Source organism: Colwellia sp. (assembly GCF_013214175.1).
In the GTDB taxonomy this organism is placed as follows: Bacteria; Pseudomonadota; Gammaproteobacteria; order Enterobacterales; family Alteromonadaceae; genus Colwellia.
Genome location: NZ_JABSPA010000002.1, coordinates 726,332 through 752,449 on the forward strand (window position 1 = coordinate 726,332; position 26,118 = coordinate 752,449).

Sequence of the window (26,118 nt, forward strand, 5' to 3'; positions counted from 1 at the left end):
TTAGCACAGTCATTAATTTTATTATCGCTTAAGCTTTACTAGTCTATGGTTAAATTAACTCAGCTTTAGCAACTTAGCTACGGATAATATGAGTATAAACCCTTAATAAGACATTAACTTAGTTTTGAAGATAATACTAAACGGCGGATAAAGTTCAGCAAATAAAATACAGTTATTCATCTTAATTGTCTCCTTGGGGACTAAAATAATGAAAAGCTTTGATGATTAGCGCTTTACTTTAGCTTGATTTATATTATATTCAAACACGTGTTTTAATTGTGTGTTTGCCACACGTAATCTATTTTCTCAAAAGGAGGTCTACATGGCTGAATATAAAGCGCCATTAACTGATATGAATTTTTTGTTATATCAAGTGTTTAATGCCGATAAAATGTGGCAACAGTTACCCCAGCTCAGTGAACAAGTTGATAAAGAAACAGCGATAGCAATATTACAAGAATGTGCAAAGATTGCTGAGCAAGAAATCGATCCCATTGCCCGCCAAGGTGATGAAGTCGGTGTAAGCTTTACCCTTAATGATGAAGGTGTTGGCGGCCAAGTTACAACGGCGCCGGGTTATAAAGAGGCTTTTGACACTTTTGCTCAAGGCGGTTGGTGCGCCCTTGGTGGCGATGTTAACTATGGTGGCATGGGCATGCCAAAAATAGTCAGTGCTTTTATGGAAGAGATGCTTTGTAGTACTGACATTTCTTTTGCCTTATACCCAATACTCACCGCAGGTGCTGCTTTATCATTAGCCAAGCACGGTAGTGAAGAATTAAAGCAACGTTACTTAACTAAATTATATAGTGGCCAATGGTCGGCATCAATGTGCCTAACTGAAGCGCATGCGGGCTCAGATCTTGGTATTATCCAAACCAAAGCCTTGCCACAAGCAGACGGTAGCTACCAAATCAGCGGTAGTAAAATCTTTATCACCGGTGGTGAACATGATCTCACCGAAAATATCATTCACTTAGTTTTGGCTAAATTACCGGATGCGCCTGATGGCCCTCGTGGTATATCACTTTTCTTAGTGCCAAAATTCAATGTTGATGATAATGAAAACTTAAGTGACCGTAATCATGTTAGTTGTGGCTCTATTGAAGAAAAAATGGGTATTCATGCCTCAGCTACTTGTGTGATGAATTTTGATGGTGCGCAAGGTTTCTTGATTGGTGAGTTAAATAAAGGTTTAGCTTGTATGTTTACCATGATGAACTTTGAACGTATCGGTGTTGGTATTCAAGGTATGTCAGCAGGTGAACGCTCTTATCAAAATGCTCTTGAGTATGCTAAAGATAGGCGCCAAGGTAGGTCACTAACTAAATCGTCAAAGAAATCAGCTCAGCCAGACTCAATCATGGTTCATGGTGATGTCCGCCGTATGTTACTCTCGATGAAAGCCTTTAATGAAGGTTCACGGGCATTAAGTTGTTATATTGCTATGCAGCTTGATTATGCGACTTTTGCCACAGGTGAGGTGCAACAAAAGGGTGAGCAGTTATCTACCTTAATGACACCTTTAGCTAAAGCATTCTTTACCGATCTGGGCTTTGAAAGCACGGTTGCAGGACAGCAAGTTCTGGGTGGTCATGGCTATATTCGAGAGTGGGGACAAGAGCAATTAGTTAGAGATGCTCGTATTGCCCAAATCTATGAAGGTACCAATGGTATTCAGGCCATGGATTTACTGATGCGTAAAGTCATTGGCAGCAAAGGCACTTTGATTAAGGTATTTACTAAAGAAGTAAGTGACTACATCGAATCTCAGCAGGGCAACGCTGCCATGGCTGAGTTTGTTGAGCCGTTAGTAAGTGCATTAGCTGATTTGACCGAAATATCTGAGTTGTTAATAACAAAATCTGTTGATGACTTAAATGAAATTGGCGCAGCAGCCAATGATTACTTACACGTATTTGGCTACACTGCTATGGCCTTTATTTGGGCTAAGATGGCAGATGTCTCATTGCAGCAGCTTGCTCAACTTGAAAAAACTAGTGATGAACAAAGTGAGTATGGCGCTGATTTTTATCAGAGTAAATTACACACTGCAAGATACTATTTTGCCCGTTTATTGCCACGTCGTTTATCTCTGCTGGCGACAATCAAGTCGGGTTGTCATACCTTGTTTGCTATCGATGATGAGCTTTTTTAAGCTGTTCAAGTAGCTACAGCTGATGTTGTTAGGGTTAGTTTTTGCTTTTTGGGCAAAACTAACCCTCAACTACCATTTTGACCACCACCACTGCTAATTTTTTACTATTTATTGGTAAAATAAATATTTCTCAGTACTTTTTGTGGGATTGTGTACCACAAAACCCCACAAATTCATTCACTTCCTCAAGACCCTTAATTTTACTGGTGTTATAGCCAGTATTTAGTCAGTTGTTTTTCATTTTCCTTACTTGACAGTGCCTTGCTTTTTTCTCTAAACTGTAGCAATGTGGAAAAAAGTGGATAAATGTGGATCTTGAAGTTCCATGCTATATCACTTGTTTATTAATCAACCTAAAAACGGCGAAACAGCAGCAGATATGTTTAGAGGCACCAGCGCAATTACCCTTGACAGCAAAAATAGGATCACGATACCAACTAAGTATCGTGAAGAGCTATTTGCTGATTGCCAAGGAAAAATGGTCTGTACTGTTGATATTCAGCAAGCTTGCTTATTGCTTTATCCCTTAGCTGAATGGGAAGAAATAGAATTAGCTTTGGCTAGCTTGTCTAGCACCAACCGACAAGAGCGCTTATTCAAACAAATAATTTTGGGTAATGCCAGTGATTGCGAGATGGATAAAAATGGTCGTTTACTAATCAACGGCCCTTTAAGACAACATGCCAATTTAGAGAAGAACATCATGCTGGTTGGCCAATTGAATAAATTTGAAATTTGGCATGATACTGCATGGCAAGAGCTGATGCAGCAAGGTATTAGTAACATACAAACAGGTGAAATTGAATTGACTGAACGTTTGCTCGACTTATCACTTTAGTCTTTATTCAAATCACTTTATAAAAATAAATGCGTTAACAAAGGTTATAAAAAAAATAACATGGAATTAGACACCACTCATATCTCAGTATTGCTCAATGAAGCTGTTGATGGCTTAGCTATTACCGGTGATGGTTGCTTTATCGACTGTACTTTTGGTCGTGGCGGACACTCATCATTAATTCTTTCTAAATTATCTGACAATGGTCGCTTAATTGCTATTGATCGTGATCCAACAGCAATCGTTGCCGCTGAAAAATTTAAAGATGATTCACGCTTCTTAATTGAGCATCAAGGTTTTGCCGATTTAGCTGACATTGTCGAGAAGCATGAGCTAACAGGTAAGGTTGATGGCATTTTACTTGATCTAGGTGTGTCTTCTCCTCAGTTAGATGAAGCTGAACGTGGTTTTAGCTTTATGAAGGATGGTCCCCTTGATATGCGCATGGATACCAGTAAAGGCCAAACCGCAGCCGAGTGGCTAGCCGTTGCCGATGTTGAAGATATTACTTGGGTATTAAGAACCTTCGGTGAAGAAAAGCATGCTTGGCGCATTGCTAATGCAATTGTTGACACCCGAGATGAAACACCGTTAACCCGAACCAGTCAATTAGCTAAGCTGATTAAAACCACAGCACCACAAAGAGAAATCAAAAAGCACCCGGCAACACGAAGCTTTCAAGCCATTCGTATGTATATCAATAGCGAACTAGAGCAAATTGAAAAAGCTCTGGCTGCATCACTTGATGTGCTAGCCGAAGGCGGCCGTCTTGTTGTTATTAGTTTTCATTCTCTTGAAGACCGTTTAGTTAAACAGTTTATGAAAAAACACTCACAGGGTAGAAAAGTTCCGCGTGGCTTACCGATTAGTGAAGTTGAATTAAACAAGAGTAAAAAATTCTTGTTAATTGGTCGAAGATTAAAACCGAGTAAAACAGAAGTTGAAGAAAATGTACGCTCGCGTAGTTCAGTTTTACGTGTAGCTGAGCGCTTAGCAAGAAACACTGATTAGTTATGGCCGCTCGTGCCTTAGTGTTCGATATTTGGCAAGATATTGTTCGTTATAGCGTTACTTATATTTTGTTGGTATTTGTGGTGATGTCAGCATTTTCTGTAATTTATTACAGTCATATTAATCGACAAACCACCAGTGAACTTGAAATCTTGTTTTCGAAAAAAGATGAATTAAATATTGAGTGGCGCAACTTATTGTTAGAACAAAGCAGTTTAGCCGAGCATAGCGCGATTGAGAGTAAAGCGAAAAGGCTTTTAGGTATGAAACGGCCCGACAGGGATTCGGAAGTGATTGTTAGCTTGAAGTAGTGACGTTGAGCGTTAGAGCTTGTTTAGCCAATAACAAGCTCGATGCCTTTAATGTATGGAAAGGCACGATAAGACACGAATAAAACAATAATATAAATGAGAACGGTGTGAATAAAAAAGCAGCCAAAAATAATAATCCACTAAATACCGCCCCATGGCGTTATTATTTAGTGCTGGTTATTGTTGCCCTCATTTATCTAAGTTTGATGGCGCGTACCGCTTATATTCAAATAATTGAACCCGATATGCTGAAAAAGCAAGGTGACTTACGTTCATTACGTGTCACCGCAAATACAGTACAACGCGGTTCTATTTTTGATCGCAATGGCGCTGAACTTGCCATCAGTGTTCCCGTGGAAACAGTCTGGGCCGATCCTAAGATTATCATGGACAATAAGGCTTTAGCCATGACTGAACACTGGCAAGCTTTAGCCGATGTGCTGGATCAAAATATCAATAAATTGACCGCTCGTGTACTTAAAAATCCTCGTAAACGCTTTATTTATCTTGAACGGAAAATCTCACCTGCAGTTGCTAATTATATTAAAGAGTTAAAAATTCCCGGCATTCACTTGCGCAAGGAATCGAAGCGCTTTTATCCGGCAGGGGAAATTAGTGCTCATATTATCGGCTTTACTAATGTTGATGATAAAGGTATTGAAGGCATAGAGCGTATTTATGATAAGCAACTTACCGGTACCGGTGGCGAAAAACGTTTTAGAAAAGATGCTAAAGGTCGAAAAATTGAAATTATATCTGTTGAAGAAGCCGAGCAAGCACAAGATATTACCTTAAGTATTGACCAAAGAATTCAAGCCATTGCTTATAAAGAGTTAAAAGGTGCGGTACAAGCTTTTAAAGCGTCTTCAGGTTCCGTAGTGGTCGTTAATGTTCATACCGGTGAAATACTGGCGATGACCAATAGCCCATCATATAACCCCAATAATCGCCGTAATACTGCCATTCATAGATTTAGAAATCGGGCCATTACTGATATCTATGAGCCTGGTTCAACTATGAAACCACTCACTGCATTGACCGCGTTAGAGTTTGGCTCTGTTAAGGCTAATAGTATTATCAACACTAGCCCAGGTTGGATGCGCTTAGGCGGACGCCGAGTCAGTGACCCAATAAATCGCGGTAAACTTTCTGTTGAGGATATATTAGTCACGTCGTCTAATGTCGGCACGGCTAAATTAGCATTATCAGTACCAAAAAATTACTTGCTTGATAAATTCTTTGATGCCGGTTTTGCTGAGACTACGGGCACTGATCTGGTCGGAGAAAGTGCCGGTATGATGCATGATAGGTCACGTTGGTCAAAATTTGAATTAGCTACCTTATCTTTTGGCTATGGTTTAGCGATAACCCCTATGCAACTAACCCGATTTTATGCTGCCTTGGCAAATGGTGGTATTAAACGTGAGTTATCAATAATTAAAAGAGATAAACCAGCAGAAGGAGAACGAATATTCTCCAAGGAAAACAGCTTAGCCATAGTCAATATGCTTGAGGAAGTGGTAGATGACCATGTGCCAAAAGCAAAAGTAGACGGTTATCGCGTCGGTGGAAAAACGGGCACTTCATTTAAAGCGGTCGCTGGTGGTTATGGCAATGATTATGTTGGTTTGTTTGCCGGTATGGCGCCCATCTCCAACCCTGAAATAGTGGTGGTGGTAGTTATTAATGATCCTGGCGGCGATTTATATCATGGTGGCGAAGTTGCAGCGCCGGTGTTTTCACGTGTGATGAAAGGCGCGCTGCGTGTGCTTAATATCGCTCCAGATGCGCAAAAAAAACAAGCAGCTAATCAAGTCGTTAAGCCAACAGACCCGGAGCAAAAAATCATTGCCGGAGAACATAATGCCTAAACCTGCCACGCAAAATATCATTAGCGCTTTAGCTGAATTCGATATTGTTATGCCATCTAGGGTTAATTTAACGGGTTTTAATGGCAATCTGCACAACGACAGTCGATTAATTGTCGAAGGTGATATCTTCTGCGCCATTATTGGCCACCAGCAAGATGGTCGCCAATATATTGAACAGGCGATTAACCAAGGTGCTAAGTTAGTCATTACGGAGTGTGAAAGTGCTGCCGAGCATGGTGAACTTGTCATTGCCACAAGTGAAAAATACGTCACTATGGTTAAGTTTTATCAACTTAATCGACATTTATTTACCCTAACAAAAAGTTACTATCAAGCGCCGCAAGATCATATGACCATAGTGGGTATTACCGGCACAAACGGTAAAACCACTACAAGTCAGTTATTGGCGCAGATGCTTAGTAATTATAATAAACCTTGCGCCATTATTGGTACTAATGGTGCGGGTAGTCTCGATAACCTAGAGTCGATAGAAAATACCACGCCTGGCGCTTGTGAGTTACACCAATTATTCAACCGTTTTAACGATGAGCACTCTGTCCATGGTAAGTTTAGCCATGTTGCTATGGAAGTTTCTTCCCATGCATTATGCCAACAACGTGTGCAAGCCGATTTATTTGATATCGCGGTGTTTACCAATTTAAGCCGAGACCATCTTGATTACCATGGCTCTATGGCAAGTTATGGCGCAGCAAAAAAACAAATTTTCACCGGTGACAATAGTCAAGTTGCGGTAGTGAACTTTGCTGATGAACAAGCCAAGAGCTGGCTAGAAAACTGGCCCGAGCAACAAGCTGTTTGGCTTTATGGCCGAGCAGAGAAAATAGATTCTTATAAATGTTTTGTAACCGCAAATAACATTAATCGCCACAGTCATGGTGTATCCTTCACCCTAATAAGTCACTTAGGCAGTGTTGAAATTACTAGTCCATTATTAGGTGATTTCAATATCGATAACTTATTGGCTGCAGTCAGTGTTCTGCTTATTCAAGGTGTACCAGTAACCGACGTTGCTGAATTAGTTAAGCAAGTAAGTGGTATAGCTGGGCGAATGGAAGCTACTAGTGCCAATAACTTAGCTACCGCCGTAGTTGATTATGCCCATACACCCGATGCATTAGAAAAAGCGCTACAAGCCTGTCGTCAGCATTGCTCAGGAAAGCTTTATCTAGTCTTTGGTTGCGGCGGTGATAGAGATAAAGGTAAGCGGCCATTAATGGCACAAGCGGCAGAAAAATATGCCGATTACATAGTGGTGACTAATGATAATCCACGCAGTGAAAATCCTCAGTTAATAGCAAATGATATTATTGCCGGTTTCACCAAGCCACATGGCAATCAAATAACCATTATTTTAGAACGAGAACAAGCCGTATTGAATACTCTGCAAACAGCACAAACGGGTGATATCGTCTTATTGGCAGGCAAGGGACATGAAGATTATGTCATTGTCGGTCAACATGATGACAAAGGCACCATTATAGGTACGCAGAAATTAGCCTATAACGAACGTTTAGTGGTCGCCAACTTTTATCAACAGCACGCTAGTTTAGCCATTTTGGCTAATAAGGCAAAATTATGATCAAAATTTCACTGGCCACTTTAGCTGAAATTACCCATGGTGAACTCTTTACTGCAGATAATCAAAGCTCGCACAGTCTTGATGACTCGGCTATTGACGACTTAACTATTGATGATTTATATATCGATGATTTAGTTACTGATAGTCGTGCTATCGATGAAAATTCTACCAAAGTATCCGCTTTTCTTGCCCTTAAAGGCCCTAGCTTTGATGGCCATCGCTTCGCTCAGCAAGTTATTGAGCAAGGGTGTCAGTTACTTATCGTTGATCATCACTTGCACGCAGTGACCAATACGCCGCAATTAGTGGTTAGCGATACTCGTATAGCCTTAGGCAAAATTGCCGCTTTTGTTAAAAAAGAGCTTGCTCCTAAAACCGTCGGTATCACTGGTAGTAGTGGTAAAACCACGGTCAAAGAAATGGTCGCGGCAATTTTGTCGCGCTTAGGCAAGGTGCTGGCAACTCAAGGTAACTTTAATAACGATATTGGCGTGCCATTAACTTTACTTCGCTTAGACCGCAGCCATGACTTTGCTGTTATTGAAATGGGCGCTAATCACATCGGTGAAATTGCCTATACCACAGGGTTAACTCAGCCTGACGTTGCCGTGATTAATAATATTGCTGCAGCGCACTTAGAAGGGTTTGGTGATTTATGTGGTGTTGCGCGTGCTAAAGGCGAAATATTCTCTGGCCTTGGTGAAAAGGGTGTCGCCATATATAACCAAGACACTAAATATACTAATAAATGGCAGTGGCGCTTAACGGATAAAACGGTGCGTACCTTTTCTTGTTTTAGTACGGGTGCTGATAAAGCCCATTGTTATAGCGAAAATATCAACTTAGATGAAAGTGGTTGCGCGAGTTTTACTTTAAAAACCGAGCTGGGCAGTTGTGAAGTTAACTTAACTATACCAGGCAAACATAACGTTTGTAATGCCGTAGCAGCTGCTTGTATTGCCTTAGAATTTGGCGCCAGCCTTGAGGATATAACTTTAGGTTTAGCGCAAATGCAGCCAGTAAAAGGGCGACTGAATTTATATCAACTGCACGATAAAACAAGCGGTTGTAACATCAAACTTATTGATGATAGCTATAACGCCAATCTGGAGTCAGCGAAAGCGGCAGCGCAGTTGTTATCAAGTTACCCAGGCAAGCAATTACTGATCCTAGGTGATATGGGAGAATTGGGTAGTGAAGCGCGTAGTTATCATCAAGAGCTAGGCGAGTTTGCCAAAAACCTGCAGTTAAATACTTTATTGTCATTAGGTGTATTGAGTCAAAGTGCTAGTGATGCTTTTGCTCAAAACAATGACAAAAATGAGCTAAGCCAGCATTTTAGCCAAAGGAATGATTTGATGGCTCATTTGCTTACTATGCTAAACGAGCAATTGGCGGCTGGTCAGCAAGACATTGCCATTTTAGTTAAAGGCTCTCGTAGTGCTCATATGGAGCATGTAGTAACTGAAATAATGCACTGGTTTGAACAAATGAATAGTCAACAAAGTACTAGCCAAGAAAGCTGTGCTAATGAAAGTAACGCTAGTAAAAATCAAGCTAGTGAAAATCAAAGTAAAGAAGGTAAAGCTTAATGTTATTGTGGTTAGGTGAGTATTTAACTCAATTTTATTCAGCGTTTAATGTTATTTCTTATTTAACATTTCGCGCCATAATCAGCACGCTAACCGCGCTGTTTATATCATTATATTTTGGTCCAAAACTTATTCGCTATTTGCAAAAAATGCAAATAGGTCAAACGATAAGAGCGGATGGTCCAGAAAGTCACCTATCTAAATCGGGCACGCCAACTATGGGCGGCATATTAATACTCGCTTCCATTGTTATCAGTGTTTTACTGTGGGCAGATTTAAGCAATATTTATGTCTGGGTGGTGCTCTTTGTAGTGGTTAGTTTTGGTGCCATAGGTTTTGTTGACGATTATCGCAAAGTCATTCGTAAAGACTCTAATGGTCTGATTGCTCGCTGGAAATATTTCTGGCAAACGGTTATTGGTTTAAGCACAGCACTATTTTTATATTATATTGCCCAAGGTCCAAATGAGACTGCCTTGTTAATACCCTTTATGAAAGAGTTGTTACCTCAGCTTGGTATTTTTTATGTGGTGATGACCTATTTCGTTATTGTTGGTACTTCAAATGCCGTTAACTTAACTGACGGACTTGATGGTTTAGCCATAGTGCCGACTATCATGGTTGCCGGCGCTTTTGCATTATTTGCCTATGTCACGGGTAACGTTAACTTTGCTGACTACCTTAATATTCCTCATATCGCCTTAACCAGTGAATTAGTCGTGGTTTGTACTGCGATTGTGGGCGCTGGCTTAGGTTTCTTGTGGTTTAACACCTACCCGGCGCAAGTCTTTATGGGCGATGTTGGTTCACTTGCTTTAGGTGCAGCACTGGGCGTTATAGCTGTGTTAGTACGCCAAGAATTGGTGCTATTTATTATGGGCGGTGTATTTGTGATGGAGACCATATCGGTCATTTTACAAGTCGGCTCATATAAATTACGTGGTCAACGTATTTTCCGTATGGCGCCAATTCATCACCACTATGAATTAAAAGGCTGGCCAGAGCCCCGGGTGATTGTACGTTTTTGGATTATTTCATTGATATTAGTATTGATAGGTTTAGCGACACTTAAGTTGCGTTAATGTGCATTAAGCAAAGCTCGTTGAACAAAGAACATTAAACAAAGAGCGTTAAATAAAGAACACTAAGTAAAGAAGGTAAGCTAAAAAAATTATGACTTGGTTAACAGCGTTTAAAGATAAAAATATTGTTGTGCTTGGAGCCGGAATGACAGGTTTGTCATGCCTGCGCTTTTTGCATGGGCAAGGTTTGTCATTTGCTGTTAATGATTCTCGTGCTATGCCTTTTGCCAATGCAAGTGAACAAACACAATACCAGCAGGACTTTCCTCGGGCTAAATTTATTTTTGGGCAATGGCAAGCAAGCTTAATTGCCAATGCCGATATCATTATCGCTAGCCCTGGTATTGATTTAGCGGGTGAGGGCATTGCTGGACTTATTGCCAAGCACTGCCAAGTTATTGGTGATATTGAATTATTTTGTCTGGTCAATAATAGTCGGATTAAGCCAATGAAAATGTTGGCAGTCACTGGCTCTAATGGAAAATCTACCGTCGTATCATTGCTTGCTTATTTAGCGAAAGCGCTTGGCGTAAATGCGGCTCTGGCTGGTAACATCGGCGAACCAATACTTGATTTACTGCAACTTGAGCAAACAAACGACAGCTTGAATGCTAATCAAGCAGATATTGCTATTGTTGAGCTATCCAGCTTTCAATTAGAAACATTAATTAGCATGCAAGCTATTGCCGCAAGTGTGCTTAATTTAAGTGATGACCATTTAGACCGACATAAAACCTTAGCTAATTATCAGGCTATTAAACAAGGCATTTATCCACAAGCGAAAATTGCTGTGGTAAATAGAGAAGATCAAGCGACTAACAGTTTAGTTGCCGAGCAAGAAATTATGTCATTTGGCTTAACTAAGCCAGAGCCAGGCCATTTTGGCCTGACGGTTATTGATAACAAGCCGATGCTAATGTTTGGTGAGCAAGCGTTAATTTCCACCGAGCTATTACCCCTTGCTGGTATGCATAATGCCTTAAATTATATGGCGGCTTTGGCACTTGGTTATAATGCGGGTTGGCCTTTATCTGCCATGGTTGAAAAACTAGCGGGATTTACCGGCTTAGCACATCGTTGCCAACGGGTAGCAAGTGACGATGGTATTCAATGGGTTAATGACTCTAAAGCGACCAATGTGGGCGCAACACTAGCGGCAATTACTGGTTTAGCGCCGACGCTTACCAATAAAAACAAGTTAATTGTTATTGCTGGCGGTGATGGCAAAGGTGCTGATTTTTATCCGCTTAAAGCTATGTTTAATGATGAAGTCAGTCAGTTGATTACTTTAGGAAAAGATGGCGGTGAGATTGCCAATTTAGTGAGTAATGCCATTAAGGTTGAAACACTCATTGAGGCAGTGCAACAAGCTAAAAAGTTAGCGGCAGCAGGTGATATGGTATTACTTTCACCAGCCTGCGCCAGTATTGATATGTTCAAAAATTATCAGGTTCGAGGTGAGAAATTTATTGCTGCAGTTCAAGCTAAGGAGAACTCATGTCGTTAGAAAAAACCATGAGCTTAGCAAGAACTATGTCCTTAGGAACTACTCAGGCAATAGCTAAAACCCTCTCGAAAGTACCGGTACCGCCTGTACCTGAATGGATTAACCGCTTTATGGCCGGCCCAAATCAATATGGTGCCAGCGCCTTTGATCGCAGTTTTATAGTCTTGGGATTGATCATGTATATGATCGGACTCGTCATGGTGGCATCTTCCTCAATACCGGTAGCGGAACGATTATTTAATAATCCGTTTCATTTTGTCATTCGCCACGGTATCTATATTGGCTTAAGTCTCGCTATTGCTGGAGTAGCATTACAAATCCCTATGTCATGGTGGCATAAAAACAGTAGCTACTTATTAGGCTTTGCCATAGTACTGCTAGTTAGTGTCTTGCTTATTGGTCGTTCAGTTAATGGCTCAACCCGATGGCTTGTGCTCGGCCCTATTACGGTACAAGCAGCAGAGCCAGCGAAACTTTTCTTCTTTTGTTATTTATCAGCCTACTTAGTGCGACGTCGTGAGCAGGTCATGGAAAACTTAAAAGGCTTTATTAAGCCGCTAATTGTTTTTGGTGTTATGGCAGTATTGCTATTAATGCAACCTGATTTAGGCACAGTGATAGTTATGTTTGTCACCACTTTCGGTTTGCTTTTTTTAGCAGGTGCTAAGTTATGGCAATTCATGGCAATGGCTTCGGTTGGCGCAACTGCACTAGGCATGTTGGCTTATTTTGAACCTTATCGCTGGCGACGAGTAACTAGCTTTTTAGACCCATGGCAAGACCCGTTTGGTAGTGGCTATCAGTTAACGCAGTCATTAATGGCCTACGGTCGTGGTGAAGTTTTAGGCCAGGGTTTAGGTAACAGCATACAAAAATTAGAGTATTTACCAGAAGCGCATACTGATTTTGTTATGGCGGTTTTAGCCGAAGAGTTTGGCTTTGTTGGTATCAGTGTGGTGCTGTTACTGAGTATGACCTTGGTCTACAAAGCACTTATTCTAGGACGTTGCGCACTGGCTAAAGAAAAGTATTTTGAAGGTTTCTTGGCGTACTCAATAGGCATTTGGATGTGTTTTCAGGCGGCGGTAAATATTGGTGCTAGCGCAGGTCTCGTGCCAACCAAGGGCTTAACCATGCCACTGATTAGTTATGGTGGTAGCTCTTTGATAGTTATGACCATAGCTTTAGTTATTTTAATACGCATTGACCATGAAATTCGTTTACAGAGTATCCAAGCTACTAGCTCAAAAAGAACAAGTGCTAAAGGCTTGCAGCAAGTTGCTCAAAAAGTTACTCAGAAAGTTACGAACAAAGGTCAGATGCCAAGTGCTAAGAATAGTGGTGATAAATAATGGTCATTAATAATCGCCAAACTAACCAAACTAACCAAACTAACCAAACTAACCAAACTAACCAAACTAACCAAACTAAGCAAGCTAAAGCAAAAACCTTGCTCGTTATGGCGGGTGGTACCGGTGGTCATATATTCCCAGGTCTTGCGGTAGCGGATGAGCTAAAAGCGCAAGGCTGGCATATTCATTGGCTGGGCACCGCAGATCGTATGGAAGCTCAAATCGTACCTGAGCATGGCTATGATATTTCTTTTATTAACATCAGCGGTCTGCGTGGTAAACGCTTGTTAGCAATGCTGGTTATGCCAGTTAAATTGCTGCGATCGCTAATACAAGCCCGACGGGTTATTAAAACAATTAAACCAGATGTGGTTTTAGGAATGGGCGGTTATGCCAGCGCCCCGGGCGGTTTGGCAGCATGGCTTAGTAAAATCCCCTTAATTGTCCATGAGCAAAACGCCGCGGCAGGTTTAAGTAATAGGTTATTAGCGCGCATTGCCAATAAAATATGTTGCGCATTCCCTAATGCCTTTGCTAGTGATATTGATGTCGAAGTAGTTGGCAACCCTTTGCGTGCTTCAATTGGCCAGCAAGACTCGTTATCTCAGAAAAAATCAGCTAAGCAAGCAGAACATGAAATTGTTGATAAAAAGCCGAGTAAAAATATATTGGTGGTTGGCGGCAGTTTGGGTGCACAAGTGTTAAATGAAGTGATGCCCAGCAGCTTTGCTTGCTTATCGAGTAGTGATGATGATTTTTCAATTTGGCATCAAACAGGCGCAAGTAAACAAGAGCAAGTTATTGCATCTTATGCAGAGCAAGGTCTGGCAACGGGTAAGGTGAAAATCACTGAATTCATCAAGGATATGGCCCAAGCCTATCATTGGGCTGATATTGTCATTTGTCGTGCCGGCGCTTTAACGGTTTCAGAATTAGCCATGGCAGCAACGCCAGCTGTTTTTGTGCCTCTGCCGCATGCAGTAGATGATCACCAAACAAAAAATGCCCTTTACTTGGTCAACCGTGATGCAGCAAAACTGTTACCACAAAGACAATTAAATGAAGCGACTATAACAGCGTTAATTACCGAGCTATTTGACCAGCCGGAAACATTGGCAAAGATGGCTAAAGCTGCTTTTACCGCGGCAAACAGTGATGCAAGTCAAAAAGTCGCAGAATTGTGCCAACAGCTTGCACCAGCTAATGGCGCAGAACTTAGCGCTAATAAATAAGAAGTAATGAAGAGAAAATATGATTAAGCAAACTAATTTAAATACCAACTCAATTACTAGCTCAGCTATTAGTACGGGCTCAAGTACTAAATCAAGTAAAGCTAGCAACTCATACGCAGTTCAGATCCCTGAAATGCGTCGGGTTAAGCGTATCCACTTTGTTGGTATAGGTGGCGCAGGCATGGGCGGAATTGCTGAGGTATTGCTTAATGAAGGCTACCAAATTTCTGGCTCGGATATAGGTGAAAACCAGGTAGTTAAACGTTTAACAGCCTTAGGTGCAGATATTATTATTGGCCATCAAGCAGAAAATGTCGCCCAGGCGAGCGTAATTGTTGTTTCTACCGCGATCAGTAGTGATAACCCTGAGCTAGTTGCGGCAAATAAATTACGTATTCCCGTGGTTAGACGCGCAGAAATGTTGGCCGAGTTAATGCGTTTTCGCCATGGTATTGCTATTGCGGGTACTCATGGGAAAACCACAACAACTAGCTTAATTGCCAGTATTTTTGCCCAAGGACAATTGGATCCTACCTTTGTTATTGGCGGTTTACTCAACAGTGCTGGTACCAATGCACGATTAGGTAGCAGTCGCTACTTGATAGCTGAAGCCGATGAAAGTGATGCCTCTTTTTTACACTTACAACCAATGGTTGCTGTGATCACCAATATCGATGCCGACCATATGGAAACTTATGGCGGTGACTTCGAAAAACTCAAAGACACTTATATAGAGTTTTTACATAACCTACCTTTCTACGGCCTAGCTGTTGTCTGTATCGATGATCCGGTAGTGCGGGAGTTATTACCACGCATTAGCCGTCAAGTGATTACCTATGGTTTTTCTGAAGATGCCGATGTCAGAGCGGTAAATTACCAACAAGATGGCGCTGTTAGTCATTTTACTGTAGAGGTTGCCGGTCAAGCTCCACTAGCTATGAGTGTAAACATGCCGGGTCAACACAATGTATTAAATGCCTTGGCTGGTGTCGCCGTTGCCAAAGACGAAGGTGTTAATGATGACGCCATATGCCAAGCATTAACCGAGTTTGCCGGTATCGGTCGACGTTTCGAGCAACTAGCTGGTTTGACTACTGCTGCCGGCGATATGGTTTTAATCGATGATTATGGTCATCATCCGAGTGAAGTAAAAGCCACTATTCTAGCTATGCGCCAAGGTTGGCCGGATAAGCGTTTAGTCATGGTTTTCCAACCACACCGTTACTCTAGAACCCGTGATTTATATGAAGACTTTGTTGAAGTGCTTTCAGATGTTGACTGTCTATTTTTACTCGATGTTTATGCAGCCGGAGAAACACCCATCTCAACAGCTGATAGTAAAAGCTTAGCGCGATCAATTCGTCAACGTGGTCAAATAGAGCCTGTTTATGTCAGTGATGTTGATAAGTTAGCGCAATTACTTGCCAACCAGCTGCAAGATAATGACATGGTGATTACCCAAGGCGCCGGTAGTATAGGCGCCGTAGCCAAAAACCTAGCCGAACATAGTTTATTGCATGTTAATTCCGCTGTTAAAGGTACTGAGTAATGACTAGCGATATCAGCAGTGAATTGGTGCAGCTAAAACAGCTTAAGCAAGAGAAGATTGCTGTGCTTTACGGTGGTAACTCTGCAGAGCGTGAAGTGTCACTTAATTCTGGACAAGCTATTGCTAATGGTCTTGAGCAAGCAGGTTTTGATGTGGTGTTAATCGATACCAAATTTGTGTCTTTGACTGATTTGCTTAGTAAAAAAATAGACCGGGTTTTCATTGCTCTGCATGGTCGGGGCGGCGAAGATGGTTGTTTACAAGGTGCGCTTGAGTACATGGGCATTCCTTATACTGGCTCGAATGTTTTAGGCTCTTCGCTTTCAATGGATAAGGTACGCAGTAAACAAATTTTTAAAGCCTGTGACTTACCAACAGCGCCCTTCGCCGTTGTTGATAAGAACGACTTCGAAGACTTGTCATTAAAGACTATATTGACTGAGTTAGGCGGTCGAGTCATGGTAAAACCCGCTAATGAAGGCTCAAGCATTGGTATGGCACAAGCACAAACCATTGAGCAACTGCGCAATGCCTTAATTGAAGCTTTTGGTTTTGATCAACAAGTATTACTTGAAGCCTGGATTGATGGCCCTGAATATACTGTCGCTATTCTCGGTGATAAAGCGTTACCAGCGATTCATATGGAAACACCACGTGAGTTTTATGATTACGAAGCAAAATATCAATCAACAAGTACCCAGTATCACTGCCCATGTGGTTTAAGTGAACAGGATGAAAATGAATTGAAAGCCTTATCTGTTAAAGCCTTTAATGCCACCGGTGCTCAAGGCTGGGGTCGGGTAGATATTATGCGTAATAACAAGGGAGAATGGCAGCTATTAGAAGTGAATACTGTACCAGGGATGACAGAAACATCATTGGTACCAAAAGCCGCCAAGGTATACGGTTTGAATTTCAGTGAGCTAGTGACGCAAATTTTATTGCTTAGCATAAAAGCATAAGGCCAGAGTAAGAAGGATATTATGGTAAAAAAACAGCAAGTAGATAGTAAAAAAACACGCCAATTAGGCCAAGGTACAGCCTTGTATTTTGGTTTGGGTTTGCTGTTTTTTATTGTCGTGCTGTTTAGTTTAATTACCATCAGTTGGTGGCTTACCCAGCATTTTATTGGCCAAGAAAGTGCGCCGGTAACTTCTATCGTCATTTCCGGGGAAATGCCCTATAGCCAACGTAACGATATCCTTAATGCAATTGAGCAAGTTGATATGGGCAATTTCTTCCAAGTAGATGTCAACGAAGTGCAAAGTTATGTGCTTACGCTACCTTGGGTTTACTCGGTCGCAGTAAGAAAACAGTGGCCAAACAAATTAAAAATTTATGTGGTCGATCAAAAACCAGTTGCATTTTGGAATGGTAACTTTCTAATTAATCAGCTTGGTCACGTTTTTCAGGCAGAAATGAGTCGCATAAATCATTATCTGCCTAGCTTTTTTGGCCCGGAAGGAAGTGAGTTGCTGGCGTTAGAAAATTATCGAGATCTCAACGGTTTACTTGAGTTTAAAGCACTGTCGATAGATGAGTTAGTGCTGAGTGAACGCTTCTCTTGGCAACTAACCTTAGACGATGGCGTAACCCTAAATTTAGGGCGTGAAGAGCGAGTTGAGCGGATTCAACGCTTTATGGATGTTTATCCAATAATCAAAGCACAGCTCAAAGCAAAAATAATTGCGGAAAAACAGCAAAATCAGGCAGTTGATTACATCGATTTACGGTATGATACGGGATTGGCTGTTGGTTGGAAAACTGTAGATAAAATAAGCCAGAATAAATTGCTAAAAAATAATGATAATAATCACCTAAAAGCAGTGCCTCAAATGAGCACAATCAGTTAAGAGTTTAAGTTAAATGCCTAAAGCAGCAGAAAGAAAATTAGTGGTTGGCCTTGATATTGGTACTTCAAAAATATCTGTCGCCGTTGGAGAAGTTACCCCAGACAACCAGTTAAGTATTATTGGTGTCGGTAATCAGCCAGCTCGCGGTATGGATAAAGGTGGAGTTAATGACTTGAATTTAGTTATTCAAGCCATTCAACGTGCCATTAATGAAGCTGAATTAATGGCCGATTGCCAAATAAGCTCAATCTATTTAGGTATTTCTGGTAAACATATTAGTTGTCAAAATGAAAATGGCATGGTGCCAATTAATGACAACGAAGTTATTCAAGAAGATGTCGACAATGTTATTCACACTGCCCGTTCAGTGCCAATATCAGCGGAACGTCGTATGTTACATGTGCTGCCGCAAGAATATAGTATTGATTGTCAAGATGGTATTAAAAGCCCTATTGGCATGTCAGGTGTTCGCATGGAGGCAAAAGTTCATATAGTAACTTGTGCCAATGATATGGCGAAAAACCTAGTTAAATGTGTTGAACGCTGTGATTTAACTGCCGACCAATTAATTTTTTCAGCGCTAGCGTCAAGTTATGCGGTGTTAACCGATGATGAAAAAGAATTAGGCGTTTGTGTCGTTGACATGGGTGCCGGTACTATGGATATTTCAGTGTTTACTGGCGGTACTTTACGACATACCGCGGTAATACCTGTGGCCGGAAATCAAGTAACCAGTGATATTTCTAAAATATTTAGAACACCATTAAGTCATGCTGAAGATATTAAAGTGCAATATGCTTGTGCGTTAAAGCAATTAGTTAGCATGGAAGAAAGTATCGATGTGCCAAGTGTTGGTGGTCGTCCGGCACGCTCTATGTCACGTCATACCTTATCTGAAGTAGTAGAGCCAAGGTATCAAGAGTTATTTGAGCTAATTCAAGATGAAATTAGAGAATCAGGCTTAGCAGATCAAATTGCTGCGGGTTATGTACTAACCGGCGGCACGGCAAAAATGGAAGGTGTACTTGAATTTGCCGAAGAAATATTTCAAATGCCAGTTCGTATTGCCAGTCCTTTGGCAGTACAAGGGCTAAAAGAATATGTTAATGACCCAAGTTATGCCACTGTTGTTGGTCTTTTGCATTATGGCATGCAAGCCGCCAGTGAAGCCGAAAGTTTAACTAAAAAACGCGAAAGTGTTGGTGATTTTTGGTCAAGAATTCATGCCTGGTTTAAAGGCGAATTCTAGAGGAAAGAGCTAAAAGCTAGATTAAAGAAATAGTGTGGTGAGCTGTTACAGGAAGTAACAGTATTCTCGTGTTGTTGTTAAGCAGTAGTATTAGCAACAACAAATTAAGTATTTTAAGTAATTGTAAGTAAAACGGAGAGAGAGAATGTTTGAATTAATGGAAGACCATAACGAAGAAGCGATAATTAAAGTTATCGGCGTTGGCGGCGGTGGTGGTAATGCTGTTGAACACATGGTTTCACAAACGATTGAAGGTGTTGAATTTGTTACGGCAAATACTGACTCACAAGCGTTACGAAACTCTTCTGCAGATGTTACTTTACAGCTTGGCGCAAACGTCACTAAAGGCTTAGGCGCTGGTGCAAACCCTGAAATTGGTCGTTGTGCAGCTGAAGAAGATAGAGAAACTATTAAGCAAGCCCTACAAGGTGCTGATATGATCTTTATCGCAGCAGGTATGGGCGGTGGCACAGGTACTGGTGCGGCACCTGTAGTTGCTGAAATAGCGAAGGAAATGGGTATTTTAACTGTGGCAGTAGTCACTAAACCGTTCCCGTTTGAAGGTAAAAAACGCATGAACTATGCCGATCAAGGCATTGAGTTTTTATCTAAAAACGTTGACTCGCTCATTACTATCCCTAACGAAAAATTATTAAAAGTACTTGGCCCAGGCACAAGTTTATTAGATGCCTTTAAAGCCGCTAATAATGTTTTACTTGGCGCGGTACAAGGTATTGCTGAATTAATTACCCGTCCAGGTCTAATTAATGTCGATTTCGCCGATGTACGCACGGTAATGTCTGAAATGGGCACTGCTATGATGGGCTCAGGTACGGCTTCTGGCGATGATAGAGCACAAGAAGCAGCTGATGCAGCTATTTCAAGTCCCCTGCTAGAAGATGTTGATTTAGCGGGTGCTCGCGGTATTCTAGTAAATATTACTGCCGGTATGGACATTAGCATCGATGAATTTGAAACCGTAGGTAATGCAGTAAAAGCTTTTGCTTCTGAAAACGCTACTGTTGTTGTTGGTGCTGTCATTGATATGGATATGACCGATGAACTTCGCGTTACGGTTGTTGCCACCGGTATTGGCGCTGAAAGTAAACCTGATATTACTTTAGTGAACCCTATGCCAATAGCTGAGCCAAAAGTTGTTGGTGCAGATTATACAGCAGCGGCGGCACAGCCTAGTGCAGCAATTGAACCAGTAGCAATGACTGATAGCAATGCCCAAAAAATGGTTGCTACTGATCTTGATACCTATTTAGATATTCCGGCATTTTTGCGCAAACAAGCGGACTAATCTTACTAGTTAGTTACGCTATATCTACTGATAGGCTATCAACTAAGTCCAGTAGTAATAGGCTGCTATTGATTTTAGCGCTTTTATTTGGTATATTATGCGCCCGTTAAATTGGCTTGGCTGTTTTAACTGTTCATTAAATATGGGAGTTGCTGGCAAGTACATTTAACGATGGGGAAATTCTGGTAGTAGATACCTTTATCTAGCTTAGCTGCTTGATGAAACATCTATGAAAGTAATTGCATTTATTACAGATGAAAAGCAAGGTAAGCGAGGCTGATATGATTAAGCAACGTACATTAAAAACAAGTGTTTCAACCGTAGGTGTTGGTTTACATAAAGGTGAAAAAGTTCAGGTTACTCTCCGTCCTGCGCTAGCAAACACCGGTATTGTTTTCCGTCGAATTGATCTCAACCCTGTGGTTGAAATTAAAGCGACACCCGAAGCTGTTGGTGAAACTACGTTATGTACCTGTTTAGTTAATGAACAGCAAGTTAAGGTTTCAACTGTTGAGCACTTACTCTCAGCAGTTGCCGGCCTAGGCATCGATAACTTAATTATTGAAGTTGATGCGGCTGAAATTCCTATTATGGATGGTAGTGCCTTACCTTTTGTTTATTTAATTCAGTCGGTCGGCATCGAGACCTTGAATGCACCGAAACGTTTTTTACGTATTAAAAAACCAATCCGTGTTGAAGAGGGTGATAAGTGGGCAGAGTTATTGCCTTATGAAGGTTTTAGAGTCAATTTTTCCATTGAATTCTCACACCCTGTTATTGAAAAAACCTGTCAAACGATGAGTATGGACTTTTCTAGTTGCTCATTTATTAAAGAAATTAGTAGAGCCAGAACCTTTGGCTTTATGAAAGACATTGAGTTTTTACGATCTCATAATCTAGCCTTAGGCGGCAGCTTAGAAAACGCCATAGTGCTAGATGAATACCGCATGCTAAATAAAAATGAATTACGTTATGATGATGAATTCGTCAAACATAAAATACTCGATGCTATTGGCGATTTGTATATGGGCAGTGCCAGTATTTTAGGTGAGTTTAATGCCTTTAAGTCTGGTCATGGTTTAAATAACATCTTGCTAAGAAAGGTTTTTAAAGAAACTGAATCTTGGGAATGGGTAACCTATGAAGATGATAAGCCTTCGCCAATAGAATATCAGGAAATAAATGCCGCGGCATTTTAGTCAGTGTTAAAATACTCTACCTGATGCTTTTATAGTGCGAACACTAAACACTGTGTTCGCCTAAGTTAATTCTCCAGGCCAGGTAAAACCTTCTGTACAAATTCTCACCATAAACTGAGTTTGACCCTAAGTAAATCTGCACTCGAATTTACCTCTTTCCAGCAACCCTAGCTAACTTTTCCAGCTTTTCTTTCAAGCCCTTAGGGGCATTTTTGGCGATATCTAAAAATTGCTCAGCGGTTTTTTTATTAACGACCGTGTTGCTATCAGCCGTTATTACCGGAGCAGATTGCATAAGCTCAGTACGTATCTTTTCAGTAATTTCATGGCGTTGCTGGCGAAAGCCTTGCGGATTAACTTTAATCTCTATTTTATGAAAGCTACCATCAGTATCGCTTGCCAAGGCGTTACATATATTATTGCGCTCAAACTGTAACCTTTGCCCCCAAACGGGTGACTTCACTTCTATGATAAGAGTATCTTTGCGGCAATTGGCAATATGCCAAGCATCTACTGGTAAATCAGGGCATATTTGCCGTACAATGTCTGCCAAGATTGTCAAAGAGTTGGTTTTTGACTGAATATGTGCCAAAGTGCCTGTCGTTGTTTGCAATAGCGCTGTCATATTAATAGGTTTTTTTGATTTTCTAGCCATTGTAACTACCTAAATTCAGTACCTAAGCATACTGAGTAAATTAACAAAATAGAGTTCTATGAGTTTAACACTACTATACCGAGGAAAAAACGTCAGATTCTCAATGCAACTGACTAAATTGCATTGGTTGTCAGCAGTGTGCGCGTTTGCCTTGCTTTCAGGATTGATTGTCCACCTCATTGCCAGTAACAAATGGCAACCCAACAGTGAGCAATACCGCGTTGTATCACACGTTGCTTCGGCACCAAACTTGATCAAAGATCAAAAAATCACCGCCTTAACCATCAAGCTAGCCGAATTACAAAGTCAGGTCTTACGTTTAAATGCCCTTGGTGATCGCTTGGCGGATGATGCTAACATCCCGGCAAATGAATTTAATTTCAGCCAGCTGCCAGTAAGTGGTGGGCCTTCATCAGACACATTGCCAGTCAATAATAAAACGCTTGAGCAATTGTTTGTTGAAATAGAGCATTTTGAAAACAAGATAAATTACGAAGAAAAACAATTACAAATGCTTGAATCTTTAACCTTTGGTCACCATATACAAAATAATGCATATTTGTCAGGGCGACCAATTACTAAAGGTTGGTTATCCTCGTATTATGGCGTGCGCAAAGACCCTTTTAACGGTAAGCCAACCCTGCATAAAGGCGTAGATTTTGCCGGTAAAGAAAATACCGCTATTATTGCTACTGCAGGGGGAGTTGTTACCTGGGCAGGTAAACGTTATGGCTATGGACAGTTGATTGAAATCAATCATGGTGATGGCTTAGCTACTCGTTATGGTCATAACAAGAATGTACTGGTCAGTGTCGGTGAGGTTGTTAATAAAGGACAAGAAATTGCACGTATGGGCAGTACTGGTCGCTCTACAGGGCCACATGTCCACTATGAAATATTACGAAATAATAAACAAATTGACCCAATAAAATTTGTTTATCGCAAAGGGAAGTAGCCGACTAATTCGTAAGTAATACGTTAAACGGTTATCATAATACATTCACTCAAGGTGGCGGAACAAGTCACTGATAATTCTCAATAAATGGTTTAAATAAGATGTTTGGAAATTTGTTAACAAAATTATTTGGTAGTCGAAATGATAGATTACTAAAGCTGATGGGCAAAGAAGTAACTAAAATAAATGCACTTGAACCTGTTTTAGAAGTGTTAAGTGATGAAGAATTAAAAGCTAAAACCACTGAATTTAAAGAGCGTGTATCTCAAGGAGAAACAGTAGAGCAATTGTTAGCGGAAGCTTTTGCTGTAGTAAGAGAAGCCAGTAAACGCGTATTTGGCATGCGTCATTTCGATGTGCAAATGATTGGTGGTATGGTACTTAATGATGGCAAAATTGCTGAAATGCGTACCGGTGAAGGTAAAACATTAACGGCGACCTTACCGTCATATCTAAATGCACTAACCGGCAACGGCGTGCATGTTATTACCGTCAATGATTACCTTGCTACTCGTGATGCTGATTGGAGTCGTCCTTTATTTGAATTTCTTGGCTTAACTGTCGGCTGTAATGTTGCAGGCATGACCACTGAGGGTAAGCAAGCCGCATATCAATCTGATATCACTTACGGTACCAATAACGAATTTGGTTTTGACTACCTACGTGACAATATGGTGTTCTCACCACAAGAACGTTCACAAAAGCCACTGCACTTTGCCATTATCGATGAAGTCGATTCAATATTAATTGATGAAGCTAGAACACCACTTATTATTTCTGGTCAGGCCGAAGATAGCTCAGCACTGTATAAAATTATTAATACTGTTGTGCCTACATTAGAGCAACAAGCAGAAGAAGATAAAGAAGGTGAAGAAAGCACCGGCGATTACACTATCGATGAAAAAGCTAAACAAGTTTATTTAACAGAACGTGGTCAAATTCATATCGAAGAGATCATGGTTGAAAAAGAGCTGTTAACTGAAGGTGATACATTGTTTTCAGCGGCGAATATAACGATATTACATCATGTTATGGCGGCGCTTCGTGCTCATAAGTTATTCTTAAAAGATGTCGACTATATTGTTAAAGATGATGAGATAGTTATTGTTGATGAACATACTGGCCGTACGATGGAAGGTCGTCGTTGGTCTGAAGGTCTTCATCAAGCAGTAGAAGCAAAAGAAGGCGTCAATATTCAAAATGAAAACCAGACCCTAGCTTCAATTACCTTTCAAAACTATTTCAGAATTTATCAGAAACTGTCAGGTATGACAGGAACTGCCGATACTGAGGCATTCGAATTCAATCACATTTATGGTCTAGAGACTGTGATTATCCCTACCAATCAGCCAATGATTCGTAAAGATATGGCTGATTTGATTTACCTAACCAGAGATGAAAAGTTTGAAGCAATCTTAGCTGATATTCAAGATTGTGTTAAACGCGGCCAACCAGTACTTGTTGGTACTATTGCCATTGAAACCTCTGAGTTCTTATCTGATTTCTTGAAGAAAGAAAAAATTAAGCACAAGGTACTGAATGCTAAGTTCCATCAGCAAGAAGCTGAAATTGTCGCCGATGCAGGTAAAGAGGGTGCTGTTACTATTGCTACTAACATGGCTGGCCGTGGTACAGATATCGTTTTAGGTGGTAATTTAGATGCCATCATCGCTAAGTTAACTAATCCGAGTGAAGATGACATTGCTAAAGTTAAAGCGCAGTGGAAAATTGACCATGAGCGCGTTCTAGAGCTAGGTGGTTTACATATAGTTGCCACAGAACGTCATGAGTCTAGACGAATAGATAATCAACTGCGTGGTCGTTCAGGACGACAAGGTGATGAAGGTTCAACACGTTTTTACTTATCAATGGAAGATTCATTGATGCGCATATTTGCTTCAGAACGTATTTCTAATATGATGCGTAAATTAGGTATGGAGCATGGCGAAGCGATAGAACATCCTTGGGTGACCCGCAGTATTGAAAATGCGCAACGTAAAGTTGAAGGTCGTAACTTTGATATGCGTAAGCAATTACTAGAATATGATGATGTTGCCAATGATCAACGTGGTGTTATTTATGAGCAACGTAATGAATTATTAGATAATGATGAGATTGGTGAAGTTGTAAATGCCATTCGCAGTGATGTTATTAATGGTGTTATTGAGCAGCATATCCCGCCACAGTCATTAGATGAAATGTGGGATATTCAGGGACTTGAAGAGCAACTAAAAGGTGAGTTTTCAACTGAGTTAACCATTGCAAAATGGCTTGAAGAAGATAATAAACTTCATGAAGAAAGCTTACGTGAAAAGATCGTTGCTGAGTTTGAGCAAGCCTATAAAGATAAAGAGCAAGCAGTTGGCGCAGATGTTTTACGTCAATTTGAAAAAGCGGTAATGCTACAGAGCTTAGATTCTCATTGGAAAGAGCATTTATCAGCCATGGATCATCTTCGCCAGGGTATTGGGCTACGTGCCCACGCGCAAAAGAATCCGAAGCAAGAATTTAAGCGTGAGTCATTTCAGTTATTTACTGAAATGCTAGACAACTTGAAATATGATGTTGTTGGCATTTTGTCTAAAGTACAAATTCGCGCTGAGTCAGATGTTGAAGCGGTTGAAGAGCAGCATAGAAGGGCTGAAGAAGTTCCAATGGACTTCCAACATCAATCTGCATCAAGCCCTGGTCAACAAGAACAGATGCCTCGTGTAGGTCGTAATGAACCTTGCCCATGTGGCTCAGGTAAGAAATACAAACAATGTCATGGCAAGTTAGCTTAATTAACTAGCCTTAAT

20 protein-coding genes are annotated in these 26,118 nt (G+C 40.8%); 19 read left to right on the forward strand and 1 reads right to left on the reverse strand.

The window, feature by feature from the left end; genetic code table 11:
• The first annotated feature begins 322 nt into the window (after positions 1-322).
• The 17 genes from HRT55_RS06140 to lpxC all read left to right on the forward strand — a co-directional run bounded on the left by HRT55_RS06140 (position 323) and on the right by lpxC (position 21,710).
• A complete protein-coding gene (locus HRT55_RS06140; protein WP_291619710.1) occupies positions 323-2,158 on the forward strand; it encodes an acyl-CoA dehydrogenase C-terminal domain-containing protein in 1,836 nt (611 codons plus the stop codon).
• Positions 2,159-2,537: 379 nt separating this feature from the next.
• Positions 2,538-2,996, forward strand: coding sequence for a division/cell wall cluster transcriptional repressor MraZ (mraZ, locus tag HRT55_RS06145; RefSeq protein WP_291620433.1), 459 nt, complete (start codon positions 2,538-2,540; stop codon positions 2,994-2,996).
• A gap of 60 nt (positions 2,997-3,056) precedes the next feature.
• Positions 3,057-4,007, forward strand: a complete 951-nt coding sequence (gene rsmH, locus HRT55_RS06150) for a 16S rRNA (cytosine(1402)-N(4))-methyltransferase RsmH (protein ID WP_291619711.1) — start codon at positions 3,057-3,059, stop codon at positions 4,005-4,007.
• A 2-nt stretch (positions 4,008-4,009) separates the two neighbouring features.
• Complete coding sequence (gene ftsL, locus HRT55_RS06155; protein ID WP_291619712.1) at positions 4,010-4,318, forward strand: cell division protein FtsL; 309 nt, start codon at positions 4,010-4,012, stop codon at positions 4,316-4,318.
• 107 nt (positions 4,319-4,425) lie between these two features.
• Positions 4,426-6,189, forward strand: coding sequence for a penicillin-binding transpeptidase domain-containing protein (locus HRT55_RS06160; protein ID WP_291619713.1), 1,764 nt, complete (start codon positions 4,426-4,428; stop codon positions 6,187-6,189).
• Positions 6,182-7,789: a UDP-N-acetylmuramoyl-L-alanyl-D-glutamate--2,6-diaminopimelate ligase gene (locus tag HRT55_RS06165; RefSeq protein ID WP_291619714.1), complete on the forward strand. Its 1,608-nt coding sequence runs from the start codon at positions 6,182-6,184 to the stop codon at positions 7,787-7,789. The genes HRT55_RS06160 and HRT55_RS06165 overlap by 8 nt, the downstream gene beginning before the upstream one ends.
• Positions 7,786-9,381, forward strand: a complete 1,596-nt coding sequence (murF, locus tag HRT55_RS06170) for a UDP-N-acetylmuramoyl-tripeptide--D-alanyl-D-alanine ligase (protein WP_291619715.1) — start codon at positions 7,786-7,788, stop codon at positions 9,379-9,381. The genes HRT55_RS06165 and murF overlap by 4 nt, the downstream gene beginning before the upstream one ends.
• Complete coding sequence (gene mraY / locus HRT55_RS06175) at positions 9,381-10,463, forward strand: phospho-N-acetylmuramoyl-pentapeptide-transferase (protein ID WP_291615737.1); 1,083 nt, start codon at positions 9,381-9,383, stop codon at positions 10,461-10,463. Before murF ends, mraY begins: the two co-directional genes overlap by 1 nt.
• A 91-nt stretch (positions 10,464-10,554) precedes the next feature.
• Positions 10,555-11,970 carry a UDP-N-acetylmuramoyl-L-alanine--D-glutamate ligase gene (gene murD / locus HRT55_RS06180; RefSeq protein ID WP_291619716.1) on the forward strand — a complete coding sequence of 472 codons (1,416 nt, stop codon included), beginning with the start codon at positions 10,555-10,557 and terminating at the stop codon, positions 11,968-11,970.
• A 110-nt stretch (positions 11,971-12,080) separates the two neighbouring features.
• Positions 12,081-13,322 carry a cell division protein FtsW gene (ftsW, locus tag HRT55_RS06185; protein ID WP_291620435.1) on the forward strand — a complete coding sequence of 414 codons (1,242 nt, stop codon included), beginning with the start codon at positions 12,081-12,083 and terminating at the stop codon, positions 13,320-13,322.
• On the forward strand, positions 13,322-14,554 hold the full coding sequence (gene murG, locus HRT55_RS06190; RefSeq protein ID WP_291619718.1) for an undecaprenyldiphospho-muramoylpentapeptide beta-N-acetylglucosaminyltransferase: 1,233 nt from the start codon (positions 13,322-13,324) through the stop codon (positions 14,552-14,554). Before ftsW ends, murG begins: the two co-directional genes overlap by 1 nt.
• 133 nt (positions 14,555-14,687) lie before the next feature.
• Positions 14,688-16,103, forward strand: a complete 1,416-nt coding sequence (murC, locus tag HRT55_RS06195) for a UDP-N-acetylmuramate--L-alanine ligase (protein ID WP_291620437.1) — start codon at positions 14,688-14,690, stop codon at positions 16,101-16,103.
• Positions 16,103-17,065 (forward strand): D-alanine--D-alanine ligase, encoded by a 963-nt coding sequence (locus tag HRT55_RS06200; RefSeq protein ID WP_291619719.1) that lies wholly within the window; start codon positions 16,103-16,105, stop codon positions 17,063-17,065. The genes murC and HRT55_RS06200 overlap by 1 nt, the downstream gene beginning before the upstream one ends.
• Positions 17,066-17,086: 21 nt before the next feature.
• Entirely contained in the window at positions 17,087-17,956 is an 870-nt protein-coding gene (locus HRT55_RS06205; RefSeq protein ID WP_291619720.1) for a cell division protein FtsQ/DivIB, read from the forward strand.
• A gap of 13 nt (positions 17,957-17,969) precedes the next feature.
• Positions 17,970-19,205, forward strand: a complete 1,236-nt coding sequence (gene ftsA, locus HRT55_RS06210; RefSeq protein WP_291619721.1) for a cell division protein FtsA — start codon at positions 17,970-17,972, stop codon at positions 19,203-19,205.
• Positions 19,206-19,350: 145 nt separating this feature from the next.
• Positions 19,351-20,511 carry a cell division protein FtsZ gene (gene ftsZ / locus HRT55_RS06215; RefSeq protein ID WP_291619722.1) on the forward strand — a complete coding sequence of 387 codons (1,161 nt, stop codon included), beginning with the start codon at positions 19,351-19,353 and terminating at the stop codon, positions 20,509-20,511.
• Between the two features lie 281 nt (positions 20,512-20,792).
• Positions 20,793-21,710, forward strand: a complete 918-nt coding sequence (gene lpxC, locus HRT55_RS06220) for a UDP-3-O-acyl-N-acetylglucosamine deacetylase (RefSeq protein WP_291619723.1) — start codon at positions 20,793-20,795, stop codon at positions 21,708-21,710.
• 148 nt (positions 21,711-21,858) lie between these two features.
• Here lpxC and HRT55_RS06225 read toward each other — a convergent pair whose 3' ends face one another.
• On the reverse strand, positions 21,859-22,365 hold the full coding sequence (locus HRT55_RS06225) for a DUF721 domain-containing protein (RefSeq protein WP_291619724.1): 507 nt from the start codon (positions 22,363-22,365) through the stop codon (positions 21,859-21,861).
• A gap of 58 nt (positions 22,366-22,423) precedes the next feature.
• On the opposite strand from HRT55_RS06225, the gene HRT55_RS06230 reads away from it, so the two are divergent.
• Together HRT55_RS06230 and secA are read left to right on the forward strand one after the other, a co-directional pair.
• The gene (locus tag HRT55_RS06230) at positions 22,424-23,320 is read left to right on the forward strand and encodes a M23 family metallopeptidase (RefSeq protein ID WP_291619725.1); all 897 of its coding nucleotides are present in this window, start codon (positions 22,424-22,426) and stop codon (positions 23,318-23,320) included.
• A 101-nt stretch (positions 23,321-23,421) separates the two neighbouring features.
• Positions 23,422-26,103, forward strand: coding sequence for a preprotein translocase subunit SecA (gene secA / locus HRT55_RS06235; RefSeq protein WP_291619726.1), 2,682 nt, complete (start codon positions 23,422-23,424; stop codon positions 26,101-26,103).
• Positions 26,104-26,118 lie beyond the last annotated feature (15 nt).

Bases quoted from the DNA above. Each gene is read 5' to 3' on its own strand.
- lpxC (WP_291619723.1), top strand. From the start codon at position 20,793: ATGATTAAGCAACGTACATTAAAAACAAGTGTTTCAACCGTAGGTGTT.
- HRT55_RS06165 (WP_291619714.1), top strand. From the start codon at position 6,182: ATGCCTAAACCTGCCACGCAAAATATCATTAGCGCTTTAGCTGAATTC.
- ftsA (WP_291619721.1), top strand. From the start codon at position 17,970: ATGCCTAAAGCAGCAGAAAGAAAATTAGTGGTTGGCCTTGATATTGGT.
- ftsZ (WP_291619722.1), top strand. From the start codon at position 19,351: ATGTTTGAATTAATGGAAGACCATAACGAAGAAGCGATAATTAAAGTT.
- HRT55_RS06200 (WP_291619719.1), top strand. From the start codon at position 16,103: ATGACTAGCGATATCAGCAGTGAATTGGTGCAGCTAAAACAGCTTAAG.
- murG (WP_291619718.1), top strand. From the start codon at position 13,322: ATGGTCATTAATAATCGCCAAACTAACCAAACTAACCAAACTAACCAA.
- ftsW (WP_291620435.1), top strand. From the start codon at position 12,081: ATGGCCGGCCCAAATCAATATGGTGCCAGCGCCTTTGATCGCAGTTTT.
- rsmH (WP_291619711.1), top strand. From the start codon at position 3,057: ATGGAATTAGACACCACTCATATCTCAGTATTGCTCAATGAAGCTGTT.
- HRT55_RS06205 (WP_291619720.1), top strand. From the start codon at position 17,087: ATGGTAAAAAAACAGCAAGTAGATAGTAAAAAAACACGCCAATTAGGC.
- murF (WP_291619715.1), top strand. From the start codon at position 7,786: ATGATCAAAATTTCACTGGCCACTTTAGCTGAAATTACCCATGGTGAA.
- HRT55_RS06230 (WP_291619725.1), top strand. From the start codon at position 22,424: ATGAGTTTAACACTACTATACCGAGGAAAAAACGTCAGATTCTCAATG.
- HRT55_RS06140 (WP_291619710.1), top strand. From the start codon at position 323: ATGGCTGAATATAAAGCGCCATTAACTGATATGAATTTTTTGTTATAT.
- murC (WP_291620437.1), top strand. From the start codon at position 14,688: ATGCGTCGGGTTAAGCGTATCCACTTTGTTGGTATAGGTGGCGCAGGC.
- mraY (WP_291615737.1), top strand. From the start codon at position 9,381: ATGTTATTGTGGTTAGGTGAGTATTTAACTCAATTTTATTCAGCGTTT.
- mraZ (WP_291620433.1), top strand. From the start codon at position 2,538: ATGTTTAGAGGCACCAGCGCAATTACCCTTGACAGCAAAAATAGGATC.
- ftsL (WP_291619712.1), top strand. From the start codon at position 4,010: ATGGCCGCTCGTGCCTTAGTGTTCGATATTTGGCAAGATATTGTTCGT.
- murD (WP_291619716.1), top strand. From the start codon at position 10,555: ATGACTTGGTTAACAGCGTTTAAAGATAAAAATATTGTTGTGCTTGGA.
- HRT55_RS06225 (WP_291619724.1), bottom strand. From the start codon at position 22,365: ATGGCTAGAAAATCAAAAAAACCTATTAATATGACAGCGCTATTGCAA.
- secA (WP_291619726.1), top strand. From the start codon at position 23,422: ATGTTTGGAAATTTGTTAACAAAATTATTTGGTAGTCGAAATGATAGA.